Consider the following 23,943-nt stretch of genomic DNA (forward strand, 5'->3'; position numbering starts at 1 on the left):
TCAATAATACTCAAATTCAGGGCGAGGCGTTGAAGGTTGTGAGAAAAAGTGCGGGGTGAAACAGGAGATTAGCCTCGCTCCCGGTTAACCGGAAGCGAGGAGAGGTCAATCAGGAGCGTTTCAACAGCAGCCAGAGGCTGATCAGGAGGAAACTGGCGCTTGGCAGCAGCGCACCAATTATCGGCGGAATGCCATAAACCAGCGTCAGCGGACCGAAGATCTGATCGAGCACGTAGAACACAAAGCCGAAGCTGATACCGGTCACGACGCGCACGCCCATCGGCACGCTGCGTAACGGGCCGAAGATAAACGACAGCGCCATCAGCATCATCACCGCCACGGACATAGGCTGGAAGATCTTGCTCCACATGTTGAGCTGGTAACGTCCGGCGTCCTGCCCGCTCGACTTCAGGTATTTCACATAGTTGTGCAAACCGCTGATGGAGAGCGCGTCAGGATCCAGCGCCACAACACCGAGCTTATCGGGCGTCAGGTTGGTCTTCCACGTACCGGTTACCGTCTGAGAACCCGTAATCTGTTTCGGATCGGTCAGGTTAGACTCATCGACCTGGGACAAACGCCACTGTTTATGTTCGGCGTCAAATTTTGCCGAAGAGGCGTGGCGGACTGACTCCAGACGGCGCTGGTCATCGAAAGCATAGATGCTCACCCCACCCAGCTCATCATTCCCCTTCACCCGTTCGATGTAGACGAAGTTTTTACCGTCTTTCGCCCATAAACCTTGTTGGGTCGAGAGCAGCGAGCCGCCGTACATGGCCTGCGCACGGTAGTTACGCGCCATCTGTTCACCCTGCGGCGCGACCCACTCGCCAATCGCCATGGTCAACAGCACCAGTGGGATCGCGGTTTTCATTACCGACAGCGCAACCTGCATGCGGGTAAAGCCCGAGGCCTGCATAACGACCAGCTCACTGCGCTGCGCCAGCATCCCCAGCCCCAGCAGCGCGCCCAGCAGGGCCGCCATCGGGAAGAAAATCTGCACATCTTTCGGCACGCTGAGCAGGGTATACATCCCCGCGCCCATCGCGTCATAGCTCCCCTGGCCGGCTTTTTTCAGCTGATCGACAAATTTGATAATGCCGGAGAGTGACACCAGCATGAACAACGTCATCATGATGGTGGTAAAAATGGTTTTACCGATATAGCGATCAAGAACGCCAAACGCCTGCATTAGATGGCTCCTTTACGCGAGAATCGGGCACGTATGCGGCGCACAGGCACCGTATCCCACAGGTTTAATCCCAGCGCCAGTAAGATGTACAGGCTGTTGACGAACCATGTCCAGACCATAGGGTCCAGCTTCCCCTTCGCGCCGTTAGAACGAATCGAGGTTTGCAGCAGGAAATAGATCAGGTAAAGCAGCATCGCCGGCAGCATAGAGAGCACGCGGCCCTGGCGCGGGTTCACCACGCTCAGCGGAACGACAATCAGCGCCATCATAAACACGGTGAAGACAAGCGTAATACGCCAGTGGAACTCAGCACGCGCTCTGTCGGTATCGGTATTCCACAGGGTACGCATGTCCATTTGCTCGGTATCCGTTGGATCGAGCGCCACCGCCTGATGGCCGATAATGGCCTGATAGTTCTGGAAATCCGTAATACGGAAGTCGCGCAGCATGGCTGTGCCTTCGAAACGGGTGCCTTTGTTCAGCGTCACGATCTGAGAACCATCTTTGCGCTGAGCAAGCTGGCCGGAGTCTGCAACCACCACGGAAGGACGCGCGTTACCTTTGGGACGTAACTGCGCCAGGAATACGTCGTTGAATTTACTGCCGTCAACGCTCTCAATGAACAGCACGGAGTTGCCGTCGGTCGCCTGCTGGAACTGCCCCTGGGCTAAGGCTGCCATGCCGGGGTTGGCTTTCGCTTCGGCCAGCACTTCGTCCTGATGACGGGAAGACATGGGACCCGCCCACATCACATTCACCGCCGCGACAATACCCGTGAACAGCGCCAGTATCATGGCCGCTTTCACCAGTACCGCTTTGCTCAGGCCACAGGCATGCATCACCGTGATTTCACTCTCGGTGTAGAGTTTCCCAAGCGTCATGAGCAGGCCAAGGAAAAGACTTAGCGGCAGGATGAGCTGCGCCATTTCCGGGATCCCTAAACCAAGCAGGGAAAGCACCAGATTTGTTGGAATTTCGCCGTCAACGGCCGCACCGAGGATCTTAACCAGCTTCTGACAGAAAAAAATCAGCAGCAGGATGAAGAGAATCGCCAGTTGGCTTTTGAGCGTCTCCCGCACCAGATATCTTATGATTATCACTTTAAATACGCCCGTAAAAACCCGTCTCTTTGCTGGAAAATCGCTTGTTTCATGGCTTAAACGTCATTTATTCTCTTGAGTCGTCGAAATCATCGCTAAGATTAAAACATCCGGCGGATTCACGCTTCAGGACTTTTTCTGACGTGTCGAAACCGTAGTAACGTAAGATTAACACGAAGTCACCACAACAGCGGACATGAGTTACGAAAGGTTTCAATTCTATCCGTAGCTGCCGCCGTTGTCTTTAAGATTCAGGAGCGTAGTGCATGGAGTTCAGTGTAAAAAGCGGTAGCCCGGAGAAACAGCGGAGTGCCTGCATCGTTGTGGGCGTCTTTGAACCACGCCGACTCTCCCCGATCGCCGAGCAACTCGATAAAATCAGTGACGGCTATATTAGCGCCCTGCTGCGCCGTGGCGAACTGGAAGGCAAACCTGGGCAGACGCTGTTACTGCACCATGTTCCGAACGTGCTGTCAGAACGTATTCTGCTGATTGGCTGCGGTAAAGAACGCGAGCTTGATGAACGTCAGTATAAGCAGGTGATTCAGAAAACAATCAATACGCTGAATGATACCGGCTCAATGGAAGCCGTCTGCTTCCTGACGGAGCTGCACGTTAAAGGGCGTAACACCTACTGGAAAGTGCGTCAGGCGGTTGAAACGGCAAAAGAGAGCCTGTACAGCTTCGATCAGCTGAAGACCAATAAAAGCGAGCCGCGTCGTCCGCTGCGTAAAATGGTCTTTAACGTGCCAACCCGTCGCGAGTTGACCAGCGGCGAACGCGCGATCCAGCACGGTCTGGCGATCGCAGCCGGCATTAAAGCGGCCAAAGATCTCGGCAACATGCCGCCTAATATCTGTAACGCGGCGTACCTGGCCTCTCAGGCACGTCAGCTGGCCGACGCCTACAGCAAAAACGTCATTACCCGCGTCATCGGCGAACAGCAGATGAAAGAGCTGGGGATGCACTCTTACCTTGCGGTCGGTAACGGCTCGCAGAACGAATCCCTGATGTCCGTCATCGAGTACAAAGGCAATCCGTCCGAAGACGCGCGCCCGATTGTGCTCGTCGGTAAAGGCCTGACCTTCGATTCCGGCGGTATCTCCATCAAGCCTGCCGAAGGCATGGATGAGATGAAGTACGACATGTGCGGTGCGGCGGCGGTTTACGGCGTGATGCGCATGGTCGCGGAACTGCAGTTGCCTATCAACGTGATCGGCGTACTGGCGGGCTGCGAAAACATGCCTGGCGGGCGCGCCTATCGTCCGGGTGACGTTCTGACCACCATGTCCGGCCAGACCGTTGAAGTGCTGAACACCGACGCCGAAGGCCGTCTGGTGCTGTGTGACGTGCTGACCTATGTTGAGCGCTTCGAGCCGGAAGCGGTGATTGACGTCGCTACCCTCACCGGAGCCTGTGTGATTGCGCTGGGTCACCATATCACCGGCCTGATGTCGAACCACAATCCTCTGGCGCACGAGCTTATTGGTGCCTCAGAGCAGGCCGGGGATCGCGCATGGCGTCTGCCGCTGGGTGACGAGTATCAGGATCAGCTGGAGTCTAACTTTGCGGATATGGCGAACATTGGCGGACGTCCTGGCGGGGCGATCACCGCGGGCTGCTTCCTGGCACGCTTCACCCGCAAGTACAACTGGGCACACCTGGATATCGCGGGCACCGCATGGCGCTCCGGTAAAGCCAAAGGCGCAACCGGCCGTCCAGTGGCGCTGCTGTCGCAGTTCCTGCTGAACCGCGCAGGTTTTAACGGCGACGAGTAAGTCAAAACGGCAGTAAACCGTAGGCCGGGTAAGGCGAAGCCGCCACCCGGCTTAAGCATTTAAAGTGAGCACAAGAAGCCCCATATATGAAGAATGCAACGTTCTACCTTCTGGACAACGACACCCATCAGGATGGCCTCAGCGCCGTAGAACAGCTGGTGTGTGAAATTGCCGCAGAACGTTGGCGCGCAGGTAAACGCGTTCTGATTGCCTGTGAAGATGAACAGCAGGCGATTCGCCTGGATGAAGCGCTGTGGGCGCGCCCCCCGGAGAGTTTTGTGCCGCATAACCTGTCGGGCGAAGGCCCGCGCGGCGGTGCACCGGTTGAAATTGCCTGGCCGCAAAAGCGCAACAGCAGCGCGCGCGATATTCTGATTAGCCTGCGGATAGATTTTGCAGATTTTGCCACCGCTTTCACAGAAGTGGTAGACTTTGTCCCTTACGAAGAATCTTTGAAACAACTGGCGCGCGAACGCTATAAAGCGTACCGCCTGGCTGGTTTTAACCTGAATACGGCAACCTGGAAATAATGGAAAAGACATATAACCCACGCGATATCGAACAGCCGCTTTACGAGCACTGGGAACAGCAGGGCTATTTCAAGCCTAACGGCGACGAAAGCAAAGAGTCCTTCTGCATCATGATCCCGCCGCCGAACGTCACCGGCAGTTTGCATATGGGTCATGCTTTCCAGCAGACCATCATGGACACCATGATCCGCTATCAGCGTATGCAGGGTAAAAACACCCTGTGGCAGGCGGGGACTGACCACGCGGGTATCGCGACCCAGATGGTGGTTGAGCGTAAAATTGCCGCTGAAGAAGGAAAAACCCGCCACGACTACGGTCGCGACGCGTTCATCGACAAAATCTGGCAGTGGAAGGCGGAATCCGGCGGCACCATTACCCGTCAGATGCGCCGTCTCGGCAACTCCGTGGACTGGGAGCGCGAGCGCTTCACCATGGACGAAGGCCTGTCCAACGCCGTTAAAGAAGTCTTCGTCCGCCTGTACAAAGAAGACCTGATTTACCGCGGCAAACGCCTGGTAAACTGGGATCCAAAACTGCGCACCGCCATCTCTGACCTGGAAGTGGAAAACCGCGAGTCTAAAGGCTCCATGTGGCACATCCGCTATCCGCTGGCCGATGGCGCAAAAACCGCCGACGGCAAAGATTACCTGGTGGTCGCAACGACCCGTCCGGAAACCCTGCTGGGCGATACCGGCGTGGCCGTTAACCCGGAAGATCCGCGTTATAAAGATCTGATCGGCAAATTCGTGGTGCTGCCGCTGGTAAACCGCCGTATTCCGATTGTGGGCGACGAACACGCCGACATGGAAAAAGGCACCGGCTGCGTAAAAATCACCCCGGCGCACGACTTCAACGACTATGAAGTCGGCCGTCGTCACGCCCTGCCGATGATCAACATTCTGACCTTCGACGGTGATATCCGCGAAAGCGCAGAAGTGTACGACACCAAAGGCAACGAATCCGACGTTTACTCCAGCGACATCCCGGCTGAGTTCCAGAAGCTGGAGCGTTTTGCCGCGCGTAAAGCCATCGTGGCAGCCGTTGACGCGCTCGGCCTGCTGGAAGAGATCAAACCTCACGATCTGACCGTGCCGTACGGCGACCGTGGCGGCGTGGTTATCGAGCCAATGCTGACCGACCAGTGGTACGTGCGTGCCGACGTGCTGGCGAAACCGGCTGTGGAAGCGGTTGAAAACGGCAGCATTCAGTTCGTGCCGAAGCAGTACGAAAACATGTACTTCTCCTGGATGCGCGACATTCAGGACTGGTGTATCTCTCGTCAGCTGTGGTGGGGTCACCGTATTCCGGCGTGGTACGACAACGAAGGCAACGTTTACGTTGGCCGTAGCGAAGACGAAGTGCGTCAGGAAAACAACCTGAGCGCGGACGTTGCGCTGCGTCAGGACGAAGACGTGCTGGACACCTGGTTCTCCTCCGCGCTGTGGACCTTCTCCACCCTCGGCTGGCCAGAAAACACCGACGCGCTGCGTCAGTTCCACCCAACCAGCGTGATGGTGTCCGGCTTCGACATTATCTTCTTCTGGATTGCCCGCATGATCATGATGACCATGCACTTCATCAAAGACGAAGACGGCAAGCCGCAGGTTCCGTTCCATACCGTCTACATGACCGGTCTGATCCGCGACGATGAAGGCCAGAAGATGTCCAAGTCCAAGGGTAACGTTATTGACCCGCTGGACATGGTTGACGGTATCTCTCTGGAAGATCTGCTGGAAAAACGTACCGGCAACATGATGCAGCCGCAGCTGGCTGAGAAAATCCGCAAGCGTACCGAGAAGCAGTTCCCGAACGGGATCGAGTCTCACGGTACCGACGCCCTGCGCTTCACCCTGGCGGCACTGGCCTCAACCGGTCGTGACATCAACTGGGACATGAAGCGTCTGGAAGGTTACCGTAACTTCTGTAACAAACTGTGGAACGCCAGCCGTTTCGTGCTGATGAATACCGAAGATCAGGATTGCGGCTTCAACGGCGGCGAGATGACGCTGTCTCTGGCAGACCGCTGGATCCTGGCGGAATTCAACCAGACGGTGAAAGCGTTCCGCGAGGCGCTGGACAGCTACCGCTTCGATATCGCGGCGGGCATCCTGTATGAATTCACCTGGAACCAGTTCTGCGACTGGTATCTGGAGCTGGCGAAGCCGGTGATGAACGGCGGCACTGAGGCGGAGCTGCGCGGCACGCGCAACACGCTGATTACCGTTCTGGAAGGTCTGCTGCGCCTGGCGCATCCGGTCATTCCATTCATCACCGAAACCATCTGGCAGCGCGTGAAGGTGATTGCGGGCATCAACGCCGATACCATCATGCTGCAGCCGTTCCCGGAATTCGATGCGGCCAAGGTTGATGAAGCGGCGTCCGCGGATACCGAGTGGCTGAAACAGGCGATCGTTGCGGTACGTAACATCCGTGCTGAAATGAACATCGCCCCAGGCAAACCGCTGGAGCTGCTGCTGCGTGGCTGCAGCGAGGCTGCCGTTCGTCGCGTCACCGAGAATAACACCTTCCTGAAAACCATGGCGCGTCTGGAAAGCATCACCGTGCTGCCTGCGGATGACAAAGGTCCGGTTTCCGTGACCAAAATCATCGACGGCGCCGAGCTGCTGATCCCGATGGCGGGCCTGATCGACAAAGACGCCGAGCTGGCTCGTCTGGCGAAAGAAGTGGCAAAAGTCGACGTGGAAATTGGCAAAATCGAAAGCAAGCTGGCGAACGAAGGCTTTGTCGCCCGCGCGCCGGAAGCGGTCATCGCGAAAGAGCGCGAGCGTCTGGTTGCCTTCGCCGATGCGAAGACCAAGCTGATCGAGCAGCAGGCGGTTATCGCAGCCCTGTAATGCTTTTACCCCTTACGCTTCAGGGCGTAAGGGGTATCCTTCCTGAAAACTCCTCGCTTGCACTCCCCTTTCTGCGGTGCTATTAACAGCAGTTATGTGTCAATTTTTGTAATGAGTAATGCTATGAGCGTGATTACCCCCGTCGCGACGGCGATGCGCCGGATCGCTGAGCAGGATAACCCGGCAATCGCCGCCGTTATCCGCACCGTTTCTGCCGAATATGGCCTGACGGCTGACAAAGGCTACACGGTTGCCGACCCGAACCTGGACGAGCTTTACCAGCTCTACAGCCAGCCAGGGCATGCCTACTGGGTAATCGAGCAGAACGGTCAGGTTGTGGGCGGCGGCGGCGTGGCGCCCCTCAGCTGCAGCGAGCCGGATATCTGTGAGCTGCAGAAAATGTATTTTCTGCCAACGGCGCGCGGGCAAGGGCTGGCGAAAAAGCTGGCGCTGATGGCGCTGGACCACGCGCGCAAGCAGGGTTTTACCCGCTGCTACCTGGAAACCACCGCTTTCCTCAAAGAGGCCATCGGCCTGTATGAACATCTGGGCTTTGAGCATATCGATGCGCCGCTGGGCTGTACCGGCCACGTTGATTGCGAAGTCAGAATGCTGAAAAGTCTGTAACTTTCGTTCCTGCCCTCTTCTGTTAAGCGGCTGTAAACTGAATGCTCTACACTCTCAGTTCACACCACAACGGGGGAAACACGATGTCGAAGATAAAAAGCTACGCCGCACCGCAGGCGGGTGCAGAACTTGAGCTGTACGAGTACGATGCGGGCGAACTAAAAGCAGAAGACGTCGAAGTACAGGTTGATTACTGCGGGATCTGCCACTCGGATCTCTCGATGATCGATAACGAATGGGGCTTCTCGAGCTATCCGCTGGTTGCCGGGCACGAAGTCATTGGCCGCGTCGTGGCGCTCGGTAGCGCCGCGCAGGACAAAGGGCTGAAGGTAGGCCAACGCGTGGGCATTGGCTGGACGGCACGCAGCTGTGGTCACTGTGACGCCTGTATCAGCGGCAATCAGATCAACTGCCTCGAGGGCGCCGTTCCCACCATTCTGAACAAAGGCGGTTTTGCCGACAAACTGCGCGCCGACTGGCAATGGGTGATCCCGCTGCCGGACAGCATTGATATCGAATCCGCAGGTCCGCTGCTGTGCGGCGGTATCACCGTCTTCAAACCCCTGCTGATGCACCATATCACCGCCACCAGCCGCGTGGGTGTCATCGGTATTGGCGGTCTGGGCCATATCGCCATCAAGCTGCTGCACGCGATGGGCTGTGAAGTCACGGCGTTCAGCTCGAACCCGGCGAAAGAGAAAGAAGTGCTGGCGATGGGTGCGGATAAAGTCGTGAACAGCCGCGATCCTGACGCGCTGAACGCGCTGGCTGGGCAGTTTGATCTGATCATCAACACCGTTAACGTGGATCTCAACTGGCAGCCGTACTTTGAGGCGCTGGCCTACGGCGGTAACTTCCACACCGTAGGTGCCGTGATGAAGCCGCTGCCGGTTCCGGCGTTTACCCTGATCGGCGGGGATCGCAGCGTGTCAGGCTCCGCGACCGGTACGCCGTTTGAGTTGCGCAAACTGATGAAGTTTGCCGGACGCACCAAAGTGGCGCCGACCACCGAACTGTATCCGATGTCGAAAATCAACGAAGCGATCCAGCACGTGCGTGACGGCAAAGCCCGCTACCGCGTGGTGTTGAAAGCGGATTTTTGATGTGACATAGGCGGGGAATGTGCGGCCTGATGCCCTCACCCCAACCCTCTCCCACAGGGAGAGGGCGCACACACTAAAAACGGTAACGGTCGTTACCGTTTTGCATCTACCATGGCCTTAAACACCTCAGCCACCGCAACCGCACCGGGATCCATTACCCCATCCAGATTCTCTTTATTCACATACGACGAGCGCCCCGCACCGGCTTTCGCCATTTTCGCCGTTGCTTCGGCACCGTGCTGTGCTGCCTTCGCCGCTGCCTGAAGATCGCCATTCTTCAATGCTTCAAGCGCCGGCTGCAGCGCGTCGATCAGGGTACGATCGCCGAGATCTGCCCCACCGTACTGCTTCATCTGCGCCAGCCCGCTGAGCAATGCCTCGGGCAGCGGCTGACCATCGTGAAGCTTTTGCCCGGCCGCGGTGAAGAAGATCGACATCAGCACCCCGCTCGATCCGCCCATCACCGTCGCCAGCCGCTCGCCCACCAGCAACAGCAGCGTCGATACGTTATCAAGCGGGAGCTTGCGATCCTCCAGACGCTGCGCAATATCCCGCGCCCCTTGCGCAAAAGTGGAGCCGGTATCGCCGTCGCCCACTTTGGCATCCAGCGCGTTCAGTCGGTTTTCCAGCTGGAGCAGCGTTTTCGTCACCGAGGAGACATACTCGCCCACCCGCAGATTGTCCGACGGAGTGTATTCCACGCGATCGTGAATGGCGGTATGCGCCACGGTGCGCAGTGGCGCAAACGCCACGGGCTTCTGCCAGCCCAGCGTTTCGACCTCGGCGTGAATCGCCTTTTCAAAGAAGTCATTAAGCTTCAGCAGCGTCAGCGAAAAGCCCTTCATGTCCAGCGCGCTCACCAGCGGCGCGGGGCCTATCAGGTACGCGATCTCCTCTTTCAGCGCCGAATGCGCCAGCTCTTTGGTCAGCAGCGCCATCTCCAGCGCCGATACGCCGCCGAGATTGTTAATCAATACCGCAAACCGCCCTTCTCCCGCCTGCGCGCGTAACGGCGTCACCAGCGTGTCGATAATGGCTTTACTGTTCTGCGTATCCACGACGGAAGCACCGGGCTCGCCGTGAATGCCCAGCCCCAGCTCGACATGGCCCTGCTTAATGCGCCCCTCTTCCTCGTCGCTGCCCGGCAGGTTGCACGTTTGCATCGCAACGCCCAGGCTCCAGAGGTTATCACAGGCCTGTTGCGCAATATCCCGCACCTCGCTTAGCGATTTACCGTGCTCCGCCGCATAGCCCGCAATCTTGTGCACCAGTGCCGTACCGGCAATACCGCGCGGCTGTTTGTTATCCGGCAGCGCGATATCGTCCGCCACGATCGCCATCTCCACCTTCAGGCCGTAGCGTTTGGCCTTTTCTGCCGCGAGGCCAAAGTTCAGGCGATCGCCGGTGTAGTTTTTGACGATCAGCAGACAGCCGCGATCGCCCGTGACCGCCACAATGGCGTTCAGCACCGCATCCACGCTCGGCGAGGCAAACAGATCGCCACACACTGCCGCCGTCAGCATCCCTTTGCCGACAAACCCGGCGTGCGCGGGTTCGTGGCCTGAGCCGCCGCCGGAGATCACCGCCACGCGGCTTTTGTCCCAGTCGCCGCGTGCGACGATCCTGATGGCCGGATCGATATCAAGTTTGACGAGATTTGCATGTGGCGCAGAAAGCAGTATGCCTTCAATGGCATCGTTGACCAGCTGTTTGCGATCGTTAAAGAAGAATCTGGACATCGTTTCCCACTATTTTTGTGAACCGTATGCAAAAGCATAGTCCGCGCTGGATAATGCGCCGCAAAGTCAGGAATTTACTCAACCAAATTGCGGTCAGGTTGCCTATACTCCACCCAGGACAAAGAGAGGAAGCGCATCATGAGTACACCATTGTTAATTGCCAGGACGCTGGAAAAAGAGTTGTATTTACTGCCCGCGATGGCGAACCGCCACGGTCTCATCACCGGAGCGACCGGGACGGGGAAAACCGTCACCCTGCAAAAGCTGGCGGAGTCGCTTTCGGAGATTGGCGTACCGGTCTTTATGGCTGACGTGAAAGGCGATTTAACCGGTGTGGCTCAGGAAGGTACGGCCTCTGAGAAACTGCTCGAACGGCTGAAGAATATTGGCATCACGGACTGGACGCCGCATAACAATCCGGTGGTAGTGTGGGATATCTTTGGTGAGAAAGGCCACCCGGTGCGCGCTACCGTCTCCGATCTCGGCCCGCTGCTGCTGGCCCGTCTGCTTAACCTCAACGACGTTCAGTCCGGCGTGCTGAATATTATCTTCCGCATTGCCGACGATCAGGGGCTGCTGCTGCTTGATTTCAAAGATCTGCGCGCCATTACCCAGTACATCGGCGATAACGCCAAATCCTTCCAGAACCAGTACGGCAATATCAGCAGCGCCTCGGTGGGTGCCATTCAGCGCGGGTTACTGACGCTGGAGCAACAGGGCGCCGAGCACTTCTTCGGCGAGCCGATGCTGGATATCAAAGACTGGATGCGCACCGACAGCAGCGGCAAAGGCATCATCAACATTCTGAGCTCCGAGAAGCTCTACCAGATGCCAAAGCTCTACGCCGCCAGCCTGCTGTGGATGCTCTCAGAGCTCTACGAACAGTTACCGGAAGCGGGCGATCTGGAAAAACCGAAGCTGGTCTTCTTCTTTGACGAAGCGCACCTGCTGTTTAACGACGCGCCGCAGGTCTTGCTGGATAAGATTGAACAGGTCATTCGCCTGATCCGCTCCAAAGGCGTTGGCGTCTGGTTTGTCTCGCAAAACCCGTCGGACATTCCGGATAACGTGCTCGGTCAGCTTGGTAACCGCGTGCAGCACGCCCTGCGCGCCTTTACGCCGAAGGATCAGAAAGCGGTGAAAGCCGCCGCGCAGACCATGCGCGCCAACCCTGCCTTTGATACCGAAGCGGCGATTCAGGCGTTAGGCACCGGTGAAGCGCTGATCTCGTTCCTGGATGCGAAGGGCAGCCCGTCCGTGGTGGAACGCGCCATGGTGATCGCGCCCTGCTCGCGCATGGGGCCCGTTACCGACGATGAACGTAACGGCCTGATTAACCACTCTCCGGTTTACGGAAAGTACGAAGACGAGGTTGATCGCGAGTCCGCGTTCGAGATGCTGCAAAAAGGGGTGCAGGCGACAACGGAGTCGCAGGATGCGCCTGCCGCTAAAGGACAGTCCGTCGCCGTGGATGACGGTATTCTCGGGGGGCTCAAAGACATCCTGTTCGGCAGCACCGGGCCGCGCGGCGGCAAGCGCGACGGCGTGGTACAGACCATGGCGAAAAGCGCGGCGCGGCAGGTCACCAATCAGATAGTGCGCGGCATGCTGGGAAGTCTGTTAGGCGGCCGTCGCCGGTAGACGGGGAACCCACGGACGACCAAGCGCTGAGCCCTGTACGCCGCTCTCCTGCAGATAGCGGTCGATTTCCACCATCCCCGTCCAGCGGTTCTCACACCATAGCGGTGCCAGAAGCGTTGGACGGCGGGCGCTGGCCGAGATGCGATGGTAGACAATTTCCGGCGGGGTGTGGCGAATCATCTCCCCCGCCGTCACCGTATAGTCCTCAAGCTCAATATCGCTTAACCGTCCGGCTTCCCAGGCTTTCGCCATAATGCTTCCCGTAACGATATGCAGCGGGTGCAGCTTAATGCCGTCCACGCCGGTCTCAACCACCTTTTCCAGCGTCTCCAGGCCGTGCTGCTGCCCTTCACCCGGCAAGCCGACAATCAGATGCGAGCAGACCTTCAGCCCGCGCTCGCGGGCCAGGCGCGTGGTACGCTGGTAGCAGGCGAAATCATGGCCACGGTTAATACGGTGCAGGGTTTTGTCGTGCGCGGTCTGCAAGCCCAGCTCCAGCCAGATCTCGTAGCCTTGTTCTTTGTACTCGCTGAGCAGGTCCAGCACCGCGTCCGGTACGCAGTCCGGGCGCGTGCCCACGCACAGCCCAACGATGTTAGCCTGGCTGACGGCCTGCTGATACATAGAGCGCAGCACCTGCACCTCCGCCCACGTGCTGGTGTAGGCCTGAAAATAGGCCAGATACTGCTTCGCGCGGTTCACCTGGCTTGCCTGATGGACAAGCTGTTCAGCGATAGATTTATGCTGCTGGGCTTCGTCAGCAAAGGACGCAACGTTACAGAAGGTGCAGCCGCCGCGCCCGATGGTGCCATCGCGATTCGGGCAGCTAAACCCGCCGTGCAGCGTCAGCTTATGAACCTTTTGCCCGTACCGCTGCAAAAGATCCCCACCAAACATATTGACTAATTTCTGTAACTGCATAATCTGATAGACCGTCCCGGAGAAAGGGGACAAGCCTGCCACTTTTAGCCTCTGTCGGCGATGACCTGGATCAATCGCCCCGGACGGCCTTTATCTATATGAATAAATACTCAGGATTACTGCAATTTCATTCACGCCATTCGTGATTACTTTTCCTTATGTTCTGATTGTTTTTTTCATTTATAGCGCCACCACTGAAAAACAGTGGGTTTATGCGGGTTTGCAGACAATGCCAGATTATTATTCTGCTATAAAACTGCTATTCAGCACGCTACATTGATAATACCGCTTTCATATAGTGAGTCAGATCACACTCCGCTGCGTCCTGCCAGGGCATACATTCAATGTAAAAATAGTTAAATAACATTTACTTTCAAAGACATAAACGCTCTTTAGCACATTTTTGTATAAATAAGATTGCCATTTGACCTGTGTACCAATTCCCGATAAGTTGGAAATCCGCTGGAAGCTTTCTGGATGAGCGGCCTGCTCATCATATTTATGCAGTAATTGAGATTCCCTCTGAAGCAAGTCCTCAAACTTGTTTACCTGCGCGAAAGGATGAAAAAGAGGGCGAATGCGAGGTCCGCGTATGAAACGCAAACCCCGTCGCCATGCTCTTTCTGTGCCTGTGCGCCACGGTAAAGTTCAGTGGGAAGCCCGACGAGCCTGGGGAGGTTCACTGATATGTTGTACGATAAATCCCTTGAGAAGGATAACTGTGGTTTCGGCCTGATCGCCCACATAGAAGGCGAACCTAGCCACAAGGTAGTGCGTACTGCTATTCACGCACTGGCCCGAATGCAGCACCGTGGCGCTATTCTTGCCGATGGTAAAACCGGCGACGGTTGCGGCCTGCTGCTGCAAAAACCGGATCGTTTCTTCCGCATCGTGGCGGAAGAGCGCGGCTGGCGTTTAGCCAAAAACTACGCTGTCGGCATGCTGTTCCTGAATCAGGATCCTGAAAAGGCTGCTGCCTCACGCCGCATCGTCGAAGAAGAACTTCAGCGTGAAACCCTGTCGATTGTCGGCTGGCGCAATGTGCCAACCAACGAAGGGGTGCTCGGTGAAATCGCCCTCTCCTCGCTGCCTCGTATTGAACAGATTTTCGTTAATGCGCCTGCGGGCTGGCGTCCGCGTGATATGGAACGCCGTCTGTTTATCGCCCGCCGCCGCATTGAAAAACGTCTCCAGGACGATAAAGAGTTCTACGTTTGTAGCCTCTCTAACCTGGTGAACATCTATAAGGGTCTGTGTATGCCGGCTGACCTGCCGCGCTTCTACCTGGACCTGGCGGACCTGCGTCTGGAATCGGCCATTTGCCTGTTCCACCAGCGCTTCTCCACCAACACCGTTCCACGCTGGCCGCTGGCTCAGCCGTTCCGCTACCTGGCGCACAACGGCGAGATCAACACTATCACCGGTAACCGCCAGTGGGCCCGCGCCCGTACCTATAAGTTCCAGACGCCGCTGATCCCCGATCTGCACGATGCTGCGCCGTTCGTGAACGAAACCGGCTCTGACTCCAGCTCCATGGATAACATGCTGGAACTGCTGCTGGCGGGCGGGATGGACATCGTGCGCGCCATGCGTCTGCTTGTGCCACCGGCCTGGCAGAACAACCCGGATATGGACCCTGAGCTGCGCGCGTTCTTCGACTTTAACTCCATGCACATGGAGCCGTGGGACGGCCCGGCGGGCATCGTCATGTCCGACGGCCGCTTCGCCGCCTGTAACCTGGACCGTAACGGTCTGCGTCCGGCGCGCTACGTTATCACCAAAGACAAGCTCATCACCTGCGCCTCTGAAGTCGGTATCTGGGATTACCAGCCTGACGAAGTGGTCGAGAAAGGCCGCGTCGGCCCGGGCGAGCTGATGGTTATCGACACCCGCGGCGGGCGCATTCTGCACTCTGCCGAAACCGATCACGATCTGAAAAGCCGCCATCCGTACAAAGAGTGGATGGAGAAAAACGTCCGTCGCCTCGTGCCGTTCGAAGATTTATCGGATGAAGAAGTGGGCCGCCGCGAACTGGACGACGATACGCTTGCAAGCTTCCAGAAACAGTTTAACTACAGCGCGGAAGAGCTGGACTCCGTTATTCGCGTGCTCGGTGAAAACGGCCAGGAAGCGGTCGGCTCGATGGGTGACGATACCCCGTTTGCCGTACTCTCCAGCCAGCCGCGCATCATTTACGACTACTTCCGCCAGCAGTTTGCGCAGGTGACCAACCCGCCGATCGACCCGCTGCGCGAAGCGCACGTGATGTCGCTGGCCACCAGCATCGGTCGCGAGATGAACGTCTTCTGCGAGGCCGAAGGCCAGGCGCACCGTCTGACCTTTAAATCGCCGATCCTGCTGTACTCCGATTTCAAACAGCTCACCACCATGAAAGAGGAGCACTACCGCGCCGACACGCTCGATATTACCTTCGACGTGACCGAAGCGAGCCTCGAAGAGACGGTGAATGCGCTGTGTGACAAAGCCGAACAGATGGTGCGTAACGGTACCGTTCTGCTGGTGCTGTCCGACCGCAATATCGCGAAAAACCGTCTGCCGGTGCCTGCCCCGATGGCTGTTGGCGCTATCCAGACGCGTCTGGTCGACAAGAGCCTGCGCTGTGACGCCAACATCATTGTGGAAACCGCCAGCGCCCGCGACCCGCACCACTTTGCCGTGCTGTTAGGCTTTGGCGCGACGGCGATCTACCCGTACCTGGCCTACGAAACGCTGGCGCGCCTGGTGGATACCCGCGCGATCGACAAAGATTACCGCGCGGTGATGCTGAACTACCGTAACGGCATCAACAAAGGCCTGTACAAGATCATGTCCAAAATGGGCATCTCGACCATTGCCTCCTACCGCTGTTCGAAGCTGTTTGAAGCGGTCGGCCTGCATGACGAGGTCGCCAACCTCTGCTTCCAGGGCGTGGTCAGCCGCATCGGCGGCGCCGGTTTTGCTGACTTCCAGCAGGATCTGGTGAACCTGTCCAAACGCGCCTGGCTGGCACGTAAGCCGCTGGATCAGGGCGGTCTGCTGAAATACGTTCACGGCGGCGAATACCACGCCTATAACCCGGACGTGGTGCGCACGCTGCAGCAGGCGGTTCAGAGCGGTGAATACAGCGACTACCAGCAGTACGCTGAGCTGGTAAACAACCGTCCGGCGGCAACGCTGCGCGACCTCATTGCCCTCAATCCAGGCGATGAAGCGGTCAGCATTGACGAGGTTGAGCCTGCATCCGAACTGTTCAAACGCTTCGATACCGCGGCGATGTCCATCGGCGCGCTGAGCCCGGAAGCCCACGAAGCGCTGGCGGAAGCCATGAACAGCATCGGCGGTAACTCCAACTCCGGCGAAGGCGGTGAAGATCCGGCGCGTTACGGCACCAACAAAGTGTCCCGTATCAAGCAGGTGGCATCCGGTCGCTTTGGCGTGACGCCTGCGTACCTGGTCAACGCCGACGTGATCCAGATTAAAGTCGCTCAGGGTGCTAAACCGGGCGAAGGCGGCCAGCTGCCGGGTGATAAAGTTACTCCGTACATCGCCAAACTGCGCTATTCCGTGCCGGGCGTGACGCTGATCTCCCCGCCGCCGCACCACGATATCTACTCTATCGAGGACCTGGCGCAGCTGATTTTCGACCTGAAGCAGGTCAACCCGAAGGCGATGATCTCCGTGAAGCTGGTTTCCGAACCGGGCGTCGGCACCATCGCTACTGGCGTGGCGAAAGCCTATGCGGATCTCATCACCATCGCCGGCTACGACGGCGGCACCGGCGCAAGCCCGCTCTCCTCCGTAAAATATGCGGGCTGTCCGTGGGAGCTTGGCCTGGTGGAAACCCAGCAGGCGCTGGTGGCTAACGGTCTGCGTCACAAGATCCGTCTGCAGGTGGACGGCGGCCTGAAAACCGGCCTCGACATCATCAAAGCGGCGATCCTCGGCGCGGAAAGCTTCGGCTTCGGTACCGGCCCAATGGTTGCGCTCGGCTGTAAATACCTGCGTATTTGCCACCTGAACAACTGCGCAACCGGTGTGGCTACCCAGGACGAGAAGCTGCGTAAGAACCACTATCACGGTCTGCCGTTCAAAGTGACCAACTACTTTGACTTCATCGCCCGCGAAACCCGCGAGCTGATGGCGCAGCTGGGCGTGAAGCGTCTGGTGGACCTGATTGGCCGTACCGACCTGCTGAAAGAGCTGGAAGGATTCACGGCGAAGCAGCAGAAGCTTGAGCTGTCTAAGCTGCTGGAAACCGCGCAGCCGCACCCTGGCAAAGCGGTCTACTGCACCGAGAACAACCCGCCGTTCGATAACGGCGTGCTGAACGCGCAGCTGCTGCAGCAGGCGAAGCCGTACGTGGACGACAAGCAGAGCAAAACGTTCTGGTTTGATATCCGCAACACCGACCGCTCCGTGGGTGCCTCCCTCTCCGGCTACATCGCGCAGACGCACGGTGACCAGGGTCTGGCAGCGGATCCGATTACCGCGCACTTCAGCGGTACCGCGGGTCAGAGCTTCGGCGTATGGAACGCAGGCGGCGTTGAGCTGTATCTGACCGGCGATGCCAACGACTACGTCGGTAAAGGCATGGCGGGCGGTCTGCTGGCGGTGCGTCCTCCGGTCGGCTCAGCCTTCCGCAGCCATGAGGCCAGCATCATCGGTAACACCTGCCTGTACGGCGCGACCGGCGGTCGTCTGTTTGCAGCAGGCCGTGCGGGCGAGCGTTTTGCGGTGCGTAACTCCGGTGCTATCACCGTGGTGGAAGGCATTGGCGATAACGGTTGTGAATACATGACGGGCGGGATTGTTTGCGTTCTGGGTAAAACCGGCGTGAACTTCGGCGCGGGCATGACGGGCGGTTTTGCGTATGTCCTGGACGAAGACGGTGAGTTCCGCAAACGCGTGAACCCGGAGCTGGTGGAAGTGCTGGACGTTGATACGCTGGCTATCCATGAAGAACACCTGCGCGGTTTGATTACCGAACACGTGCAGCATACCGGTTCTTCGCGCGGCGAAGAGATCCTGGCGAACTGGCCAGCGTTCTCTGCGAAATTCGCGCTGGTTAAGCCGAAGTCCAGCGATGTTAAAGCCCTGTTGGGTCACCGTAGTCGTAGCGCAGCAGAGCTGCGCGTGCAGGCGCAGTAAGGAATTCAGATGAGCCAGAACGTATACCAGTTTATCGACCTGCAGCGTGTTGATCCGCCAAAGAAACCGCTGAAGATCCGCAAAATTGAATTTGTTGAAATCTACGAGCCGTTTTCAGAAGGCCAGGCCAAGGCACAGGCAGACCGCTGCCTGTCCTGCGGTAACCCTTACTGCGAATGGAAATGTCCGGTACATAACTACATCCCGAACTGGCTGAAGCTGGCTAACGAAGGACGTATTTTTGAAGCCGCCGAGCTGTCTCACCAGACCAACACCCTGCCGGAAGTGTGCGGCCGCGTGTGTCCTCAGGACCGTCTGTGCGAAGGCTCCTGTACGCTGAACGACGAGTTCGGCGCGGTGACCATCGGCAACATTGAGCGCTATATCAATGATAAAGCGTTCGAGATGGGCTGGCGTCCGGATATGACCGGCGTGAAGCAAACCGACAAGCGTGTGGCAATCATCGGCGCGGGCCCGGCGGGCCTGGCCTGTGCGGACGTGCTGACCCGCAACGGCGTGAAGGCGGTGGTCTTTGATCGCCATCCGGAAATCGGCGGTCTGCTGACCTTCGGTATCCCGGCCTTCAAGCTGGAAAAAGAGGTCATGACCCGTCGCCGTGAAATCTTCACCGGCATGGGCATTGAGTTCAAACTGAACGTGGAAGTGGGCCGCGACGTGCAGCTCGACGACCTGCTGAAGGATTACGACGCCGTGTTCCTTGGCGTGGGCACCTATCAGTCCATGCGCGGCGGTCTGGAGAACGAAGACGCGCCGGGCGTGTACGACGCGCTGCCGTTCCTGATTGCCAACACCAAGCAGATCATGGGCTACGGTGAAACCGCCGATGAGCCGTTCGTCAGCATGGAAGGCAAACGCGTGGTTGTGCTGGGCGGCGGTGATACCGCGATGGACTGCGTGCGTACCTCCATTCGTCAGAATGCGGCACACGTGATCTGCGCCTACCGTCGTGACGAAGAGAACATGCCGGGCTCTAAACGCGAAGTGAAAAACGCGCGTGAAGAGGGCGTGGAGTTCCAGTTCAACATCCAGCCTCTGGGTATTGAAGTGAATGCCAACGGTAAAGTGAGCGGTGTGAAGATGGCGCGCACTGAGATGGGCGCACCGGATGCGAAAGGCCGTCGTCGCGCCGAGATCGTCGCCGGTTCTGAGCACGTGATCCCGGCCGATGCCGTGGTGATGGCGTTCGGTTTCCGTCCTCACAGCATGGAATGGCTGGCGAAGCACAGCGTTGAGCTGGATTCGCAGGGCCGCGTGATTGCGCCAGAAGGCAGCGACAACGCATTCCAGACCAGCAACCCGAAAATCTTCGCCGGTGGCGATATCGTTCGCGGTTCTGACCTGGTGGTAACGGCGATTGCCGAAGGCCGTAAGGCGGCTGACGGGATCCTGAACTACCTGGAAGTGTAAAAAAAAACAGGCCCGATTGGGCCTGTTTTTATTTCACGACGCGAAGAGCCGGACGACCACCGCGCGGAGGCGGATCGTCATCAGGGTCATTGTCGTCGTGACGATCGGGTTTATCGCCATCAATAAGTGACATCACCGTGTCGCTTTCACGCTCATCGGATGCGTTGTCATCATTCAGGCTGGCAACATCTTCATCATACGCCGCTTCCGGCTCGAACATGGTACCCGCACCGTTTTCACGCGCGTAGATAGCCAGCACGGCTGCCAGCGGCACGGAAACCTGACGCGGCACGCCGCCGAAACGCGCGTTGAAGCGCACTTCATCGTTTGCCAGCTCCAGGTTACCCACCGCACGCGGCGCAATGTTCAGTACGATTTGTCCGTCACGCGCGTATTCCATTGGAACCAGCACGCCCGGCAACGTCACATCCACAACCAGGTGCGGCGTGAGCTGGTTATCCAGCAGCCATTCATAGAAGGCGCGCAGCAGATACGGACGGCGTGGGGTAAGTTGTGACATTTCCACAGTCATTAGCCTCGGCCGAGACGCATTTCACGTTCCGGTTCAGTTAAAGATGCCAGGAAAGAGTCGCGTTCAAATACGCGAGTCATATAGCCCTTCAGCTCTTTCGCGCCAGGACCGCTGAACTCTACGCCCAGGGTTGGCAGACGCCACAGCAACGGTGCCAGGTAGCAATCCACCAGGCTGAACTCATCGCTCAGGAAGAATGGTTTCTGACCAAACACAGGGGCGATTGCCAGCAGCTCTTCACGCAGTTGCTTACGTGCAGCGTCAGCTTCAGAAGCGGAACCGCTGGTAATCACGTTCATCAGCGAGTACCAGTCTTTTTCGATACGCTGCATGTACAGGCGGCTTTCACCACGCGCGACAGGGTAAACAGGCATCAGTGGCGGATGCGGGAAACGCTCATCCAGATATTCCATAATGATACGGGATTCCCACAGGGTCAGCTCGCGATCCACCAGCGTCGGTACGCTTTGGCTCGGGTTGAGATCGATCAGATCCTGAGGCGGGTTATCCTTTTCCACATGCTCGATCTCAAAACTGACACCCTTCTCGGCCAGCACGATACGAACCTGATGGCTATAAATGTCAGTAGGACCAGAAAACAGCGTCATTACCGAACGTTTGTTGGCAGCGACAGCCATGAAAACCTCCAGGTATATTCAGAATTTTTACTGCTACCAGCCCAACAGGGGCCAGCCAGATGTTGTATCGCCCATCCCAGAGAAAACACATTGTTCAAGAAACGAACAAAAATCGAGTATTCACCGATATTTGGGCAGAAAATTGGATGATAGTTTACCAGATTTTGATGGCTTTGTGGTGAGGGGATTCTGGAAATGTGGAAAAAGAGAAGATATATGCATGGATATTGTGGATAACCTGCGCATTATCCATAAAAAAACCCGCCGAAGCGGGTTTTTCGCCAATCGTTCTGCGTAAGCAGAATGGATTAACGTTTGGAGAACTGTGGACGACGACGTGCTTTACGCAGACCCACTTTCTTACGTTCAACCTGACGCGCGTCACGAGTAACGAAGCCAGCTTTACGCAGTTCAGAACGCAGGGATTCGTCGTACTCCATCAGAGCGCGGGTGATACCGTGACGGATCGCACCTGCCTGACCGGAGATACCACCACCTTTAACGGTGATGTACAGATCCAGTTTTTCTACCATATCAACCAGTTCCAGCGGCTGGCGAACTACCATGCGGGCAGTTTCGCGACCGAAGTATTGTTCCAGAGAACGCTGGTTGATTACGATTTTACCACTGCCCGGTTTGATGAAAACGCGAGCTGCGGAACTTTTGCGGCGACCAGTGCCGTAGTATTGATTTTCAGCCATTGCCTATAATCCCGATTAGATGTCAAGAACTTGCGGTTGCTGTGCCGCGTGGTTGTGCTCGTTGCCTGCGTAAACTTTCAGTTTACGGAACATAGCACGACCCAGCGGGCCTTTTGGCAGCATGCCTTTAACCGCGATTTCAATCACACGCTCAGGACGGCGGGCAATCATCTCTTCAAAGGTCGCTTCTTTGATACCACCGATGTGGCCGGTGTGGTGATAGTACACTTTGTCAGTACGCTTGTTGCCGGTTACAGCAACTTTATCAGCGTTCAGAACGATGATGTAATCACCGGTATCAACGTGCGGAGTGTATTCCGCTTTATGCTTACCGCGCAGGCGACGAGCCAGTTCAGTAGCCAGACGGCCCAGAGTTTTACCGGTCGCGTCAACAACATACCAGTCGCGCTGTACGGTTTCTGGTTTAGCTGTAAAAGTTTTCATTAAAAGCTTACCCAAATAAATAAGTTACACGTTGGTGAACACCCAAACGTTTAGTCAGTTGAGGCTCACACGACAAAGTCCGGCAAACCTACCCCTTCGAATAGCACATGCCGACACATAGAAAGTTTTGGGAAAAAAACCTTCTCGTAACGTGGGGTCGCAAGATTATAGAGAAGTTGAGGTCAAAGATCGACCCTTAAATGCGTTTTGGAATGGGTTTTTCGGGGGTGGGTATTGTGCGGTCTGGTGCCCTCACCCCAGCCCCTCTCCCACGGGAGAGGGGGGCATTTGTTACGGCATATGCTCCAGCTTCAGGTATTCCTCGCTCTGCATCTCCTGCAGGCGCGACAGGCAGCGCTGGAACTCGAACTTCAGCCGCTCGCCCTGGTAAATCTCATATAAAGGTACCTCGGCGCTGACCACCAGCTTGACGTGGCGCTCATAAAACTCGTCCACCAGCGCAATGAAGCGCCGTGCTTCGCTCTCCATCAGCCGCGTCATCACCGGCACGCCCAGCACCATCACGGTGTGGAACAGACGCGAAAGCGCAATGTAGTCGTGCTGGCTGCGGGCATCCACGCAGAGCGTCGTAAAGGAGACCGCCAGCGTTTGGTTTTCGACGCCGAGTGTGGGCAGCGGGCGATGGTTAATCTCGAGTTCTGGGGCGTGCTCGCGTTTTGCTCCCGCCAGCGCCAGCCAGAGTGTATCCATCTCGCGGGTGGTATCGGCATTTAACGGCGAAAGCCACAGATGCGCCTGGGTCAGCGTGCGCAGACGATAATCGACACCGGCATCGACGTTCATGATATCGCAGTGCTGCTTGATGGCATCGATGGCGGGCAGGAAGCGTGCGCGCTGCAGGCCGTTACGATAGAGTTCATCCGGCGGGATATTCGACGTGGCCACCAGCGTGATCCCGCGGGCAAATAGCGCCTTCATCAGGCCGCCTAGCAGCATGGCATCGGTGATGTCAGACACAAAAAATTCATCGAAGCAGAGCACGTCCGTTTCCGCCTTGAACCTGTCGGCCACAATCTCCAGCGGATCGCTTTTGCCCTGCAGTGCGGTCAACTCTTCATGCACCCGCAGCATAAAACGATGGAAGTGCAGACGCTGTTTACGTGCGCCAGGCAGGCTTAGATAAAACAGGTCCATCAGCCAGGTTTTTCCGCGACCGACCCCGCCCCACATATATAAACCGCGCACCGGCGCGTGAGCCTGTGGCGCTTTTTTACCGAGCAACCGCCCAAACGCCGCCTTTAGCCCACCGTTCTGTTCGACTTCAGCGGGTTTTGCCGTGAGCTCCTGGTAAATCATCTCCAGACGGTTTACCGCCTCACGTTGAACGTCATCAGGCTGATGAGTGCCCTCGTTTAGGGCCAGTTGATATCGCGATGCAGGGGACAGGTTTTGCATAATATTATTGTTATTCCTTCAATTAACGCTCACCAGCAGACGTGACTGATGAAAAAAAGGCCGTTCTACACTACGCGATGATACGTCAGGATTCCACTTCTGCAGAAATAGCGGTTATAGTGGCATTATCAGGCACAGGCAGGAGCCGAG

General features: G+C 57.2%; 17 protein-coding genes. 8 read left to right on the forward strand and 9 right to left on the reverse strand.

Annotated elements, in window-relative coordinates:
• Nucleotides 1-109: 109 nt before the first annotated feature.
• Both lptG and lptF read right to left on the reverse strand, forming a co-directional pair.
• Complete coding sequence (gene lptG, locus EnteroDNA1_RS11520; RefSeq protein ID WP_024906346.1) at nucleotides 110-1,192, reverse strand: LPS export ABC transporter permease LptG; 1,083 nt, start codon at nucleotides 1,190-1,192, stop codon at nucleotides 110-112.
• The gene (gene lptF / locus EnteroDNA1_RS11525; protein ID WP_024906345.1) at nucleotides 1,192-2,292 is read right to left on the reverse strand and encodes an LPS export ABC transporter permease LptF; all 1,101 of its coding nucleotides are present in this window, start codon (nucleotides 2,290-2,292) and stop codon (nucleotides 1,192-1,194) included. Before lptF ends, lptG begins: the two co-directional genes overlap by 1 nt.
• Nucleotides 2,293-2,558: 266 nt before the next feature.
• On the opposite strand from lptF, the gene pepA reads away from it, so the two are divergent.
• The 5 genes from pepA (at nucleotide 2,559) to ahr (ending at nucleotide 9,185) form a co-directional block, all read left to right on the forward strand.
• Nucleotides 2,559-4,070: a leucyl aminopeptidase gene (gene pepA / locus EnteroDNA1_RS11530; protein ID WP_023309366.1), complete on the forward strand. Its 1,512-nt coding sequence runs from the start codon at nucleotides 2,559-2,561 to the stop codon at nucleotides 4,068-4,070.
• A gap of 86 nt (nucleotides 4,071-4,156) precedes the next feature.
• A complete protein-coding gene (gene holC, locus EnteroDNA1_RS11535) occupies nucleotides 4,157-4,600 on the forward strand; it encodes a DNA polymerase III subunit chi (protein WP_008502815.1) in 444 nt (147 codons plus the stop codon).
• On the forward strand, nucleotides 4,600-7,455 hold the full coding sequence (locus tag EnteroDNA1_RS11540) for a valine--tRNA ligase (RefSeq protein ID WP_023309367.1): 2,856 nt from the start codon (nucleotides 4,600-4,602) through the stop codon (nucleotides 7,453-7,455). The genes holC and EnteroDNA1_RS11540 overlap by 1 nt, the downstream gene beginning before the upstream one ends.
• A 123-nt stretch (nucleotides 7,456-7,578) precedes the next feature.
• Complete coding sequence (locus EnteroDNA1_RS11545; protein ID WP_069303349.1) at nucleotides 7,579-8,082, forward strand: GNAT family N-acetyltransferase; 504 nt, start codon at nucleotides 7,579-7,581, stop codon at nucleotides 8,080-8,082.
• Between the two features lie 83 nt (nucleotides 8,083-8,165).
• Complete coding sequence (gene ahr, locus EnteroDNA1_RS11550; protein ID WP_033146757.1) at nucleotides 8,166-9,185, forward strand: NADPH-dependent aldehyde reductase Ahr; 1,020 nt, start codon at nucleotides 8,166-8,168, stop codon at nucleotides 9,183-9,185.
• Between the two features lie 92 nt (nucleotides 9,186-9,277).
• On the opposite strand, the gene EnteroDNA1_RS11555 is transcribed toward ahr, so the two are convergent.
• Nucleotides 9,278-10,924: a dihydroxyacetone kinase subunit DhaK gene (locus EnteroDNA1_RS11555; protein WP_045888044.1), complete on the reverse strand. Its 1,647-nt coding sequence runs from the start codon at nucleotides 10,922-10,924 to the stop codon at nucleotides 9,278-9,280.
• Nucleotides 10,925-11,062: 138 nt separating this feature from the next.
• Here EnteroDNA1_RS11555 and EnteroDNA1_RS11560 point away from each other — a divergent pair, with 138 nt between their 5' ends.
• Nucleotides 11,063-12,565 (forward strand): helicase HerA-like C-terminal domain-containing protein, encoded by a 1,503-nt coding sequence (locus EnteroDNA1_RS11560; RefSeq protein ID WP_023309371.1) that lies wholly within the window; start codon nucleotides 11,063-11,065, stop codon nucleotides 12,563-12,565.
• Here EnteroDNA1_RS11560 and EnteroDNA1_RS11565 read toward each other — a convergent pair.
• A complete protein-coding gene (locus EnteroDNA1_RS11565; protein ID WP_134211484.1) occupies nucleotides 12,545-13,486 on the reverse strand; it encodes a TIGR01212 family radical SAM protein in 942 nt (313 codons plus the stop codon). The genes EnteroDNA1_RS11560 and EnteroDNA1_RS11565 overlap by 21 nt on opposite strands.
• A gap of 687 nt (nucleotides 13,487-14,173) precedes the next feature.
• On the opposite strand from EnteroDNA1_RS11565, the gene gltB reads away from it, so the two are divergent.
• On the forward strand, nucleotides 14,174-18,634 hold the full coding sequence (gene gltB / locus EnteroDNA1_RS11570) for a glutamate synthase large subunit (RefSeq protein WP_064673375.1): 4,461 nt from the start codon (nucleotides 14,174-14,176) through the stop codon (nucleotides 18,632-18,634).
• A 9-nt stretch (nucleotides 18,635-18,643) separates the two neighbouring features.
• Nucleotides 18,644-20,062, forward strand: coding sequence for a glutamate synthase subunit GltD (gltD, locus tag EnteroDNA1_RS11575; protein ID WP_023309377.1), 1,419 nt, complete (start codon nucleotides 18,644-18,646; stop codon nucleotides 20,060-20,062).
• 28 nt (nucleotides 20,063-20,090) lie between these two features.
• Here the strand turns inward: gltD and sspB are convergent, their stop codons facing one another.
• The 5 genes from sspB to zapE form a co-directional block, all read right to left on the reverse strand.
• Entirely contained in the window at nucleotides 20,091-20,588 is a 498-nt protein-coding gene (gene sspB, locus EnteroDNA1_RS11580) for a ClpXP protease specificity-enhancing factor (RefSeq protein ID WP_029740078.1), read from the reverse strand.
• A gap of 5 nt (nucleotides 20,589-20,593) precedes the next feature.
• The gene (sspA, locus tag EnteroDNA1_RS11585; RefSeq protein WP_014885418.1) at nucleotides 20,594-21,232 is read right to left on the reverse strand and encodes a stringent starvation protein SspA; all 639 of its coding nucleotides are present in this window, start codon (nucleotides 21,230-21,232) and stop codon (nucleotides 20,594-20,596) included.
• A 308-nt stretch (nucleotides 21,233-21,540) separates the two neighbouring features.
• Complete coding sequence (gene rpsI / locus EnteroDNA1_RS11595; protein ID WP_003860436.1) at nucleotides 21,541-21,933, reverse strand: 30S ribosomal protein S9; 393 nt, start codon at nucleotides 21,931-21,933, stop codon at nucleotides 21,541-21,543.
• A 15-nt stretch (nucleotides 21,934-21,948) separates the two neighbouring features.
• Nucleotides 21,949-22,377 (reverse strand): 50S ribosomal protein L13, encoded by a 429-nt coding sequence (gene rplM / locus EnteroDNA1_RS11600; protein WP_006178824.1) that lies wholly within the window; start codon nucleotides 22,375-22,377, stop codon nucleotides 21,949-21,951.
• A 291-nt stretch (nucleotides 22,378-22,668) separates the two neighbouring features.
• Nucleotides 22,669-23,793 carry a cell division protein ZapE gene (zapE, locus tag EnteroDNA1_RS11605; protein WP_069303351.1) on the reverse strand — a complete coding sequence of 375 codons (1,125 nt, stop codon included), beginning with the start codon at nucleotides 23,791-23,793 and terminating at the stop codon, nucleotides 22,669-22,671.
• Between the last annotated feature and the right edge of the window lie 150 nt (nucleotides 23,794-23,943).

Origin of the sequence: Enterobacter sp. HK169 (genome assembly GCF_001719105.1) — a bacterium.
Lineage (GTDB): Bacteria > Pseudomonadota > Gammaproteobacteria > Enterobacterales > Enterobacteriaceae > Enterobacter > Enterobacter asburiae_B.

Excerpts from the sequence above, each read along its gene's own strand:
- lptG (WP_024906346.1), bottom strand. The coding sequence starts at position 1,192 with ATGCAGGCGTTTGGCGTTCTTGATCGCTATATCGGTAAAACCATTTTT.
- pepA (WP_023309366.1), top strand. The coding sequence starts at position 2,559 with ATGGAGTTCAGTGTAAAAAGCGGTAGCCCGGAGAAACAGCGGAGTGCC.
- holC (WP_008502815.1), top strand. The coding sequence starts at position 4,157 with ATGAAGAATGCAACGTTCTACCTTCTGGACAACGACACCCATCAGGAT.
- EnteroDNA1_RS11540 (WP_023309367.1), top strand. The coding sequence starts at position 4,600 with ATGGAAAAGACATATAACCCACGCGATATCGAACAGCCGCTTTACGAG.
- EnteroDNA1_RS11545 (WP_069303349.1), top strand. The coding sequence starts at position 7,579 with ATGAGCGTGATTACCCCCGTCGCGACGGCGATGCGCCGGATCGCTGAG.
- ahr (WP_033146757.1), top strand. The coding sequence starts at position 8,166 with ATGTCGAAGATAAAAAGCTACGCCGCACCGCAGGCGGGTGCAGAACTT.
- EnteroDNA1_RS11555 (WP_045888044.1), bottom strand. The coding sequence starts at position 10,924 with ATGTCCAGATTCTTCTTTAACGATCGCAAACAGCTGGTCAACGATGCC.
- EnteroDNA1_RS11560 (WP_023309371.1), top strand. The coding sequence starts at position 11,063 with ATGAGTACACCATTGTTAATTGCCAGGACGCTGGAAAAAGAGTTGTAT.
- EnteroDNA1_RS11565 (WP_134211484.1), bottom strand. The coding sequence starts at position 13,486 with ATGCAGTTACAGAAATTAGTCAATATGTTTGGTGGGGATCTTTTGCAG.
- gltB (WP_064673375.1), top strand. The coding sequence starts at position 14,174 with ATGTTGTACGATAAATCCCTTGAGAAGGATAACTGTGGTTTCGGCCTG.
- gltD (WP_023309377.1), top strand. The coding sequence starts at position 18,644 with ATGAGCCAGAACGTATACCAGTTTATCGACCTGCAGCGTGTTGATCCG.
- sspA (WP_014885418.1), bottom strand. The coding sequence starts at position 21,232 with ATGGCTGTCGCTGCCAACAAACGTTCGGTAATGACGCTGTTTTCTGGT.
- rpsI (WP_003860436.1), bottom strand. The coding sequence starts at position 21,933 with ATGGCTGAAAATCAATACTACGGCACTGGTCGCCGCAAAAGTTCCGCA.
- rplM (WP_006178824.1), bottom strand. The coding sequence starts at position 22,377 with ATGAAAACTTTTACAGCTAAACCAGAAACCGTACAGCGCGACTGGTAT.
- zapE (WP_069303351.1), bottom strand. The coding sequence starts at position 23,793 with ATGCAAAACCTGTCCCCTGCATCGCGATATCAACTGGCCCTAAACGAG.